Below are 290 nucleotides of genomic sequence, written 5' to 3'. Positions count from 1 at the left end.
CAGCGCGCCGAAGGTGGACATCGGCGAACTGGCCCGGGTGATCGCGCGACAGGGGATCACCGCCGTGTACTTCACGACGGCCCTCTTCGACGCGATGGCCTCGGAGGCGGTCGAGGCGCTCGTCGGACTCTCGGAGATCTGGACGGGGGGCGATGTCCTCTCCGCCACGGCCCTCCAGCGGGTGCTGGACACGTGCCCGGACACGTCGGTGGTGCACGCGTACGGGCCGACGGAGTCCACGGTGTTCTGCAGCTATCAGGCCTTCGGGCCGGGTGAGCGGGTGGTGGAGC

The 290-nt window shown here is 70.3% G+C and carries 1 protein-coding gene; it reads left to right on the top strand.

Annotated features, from left to right (window positions below; genetic code table 11):
* On the top strand, positions 1-290 hold a 290-nt coding region (locus IF00_RS42320), incomplete at both ends, for an AMP-binding protein (RefSeq protein WP_037640623.1).

This window comes from Streptomyces flavochromogenes, from assembly GCF_000717595.1.
In the GTDB taxonomy this organism is placed as follows: domain Bacteria; phylum Actinomycetota; class Actinomycetes; order Streptomycetales; family Streptomycetaceae; genus Streptomyces; species Streptomyces flavochromogenes.
Note: the sequence above shows the minus strand (reverse complement) of the source record. Positions and strands in the feature narration are given on the sequence as shown.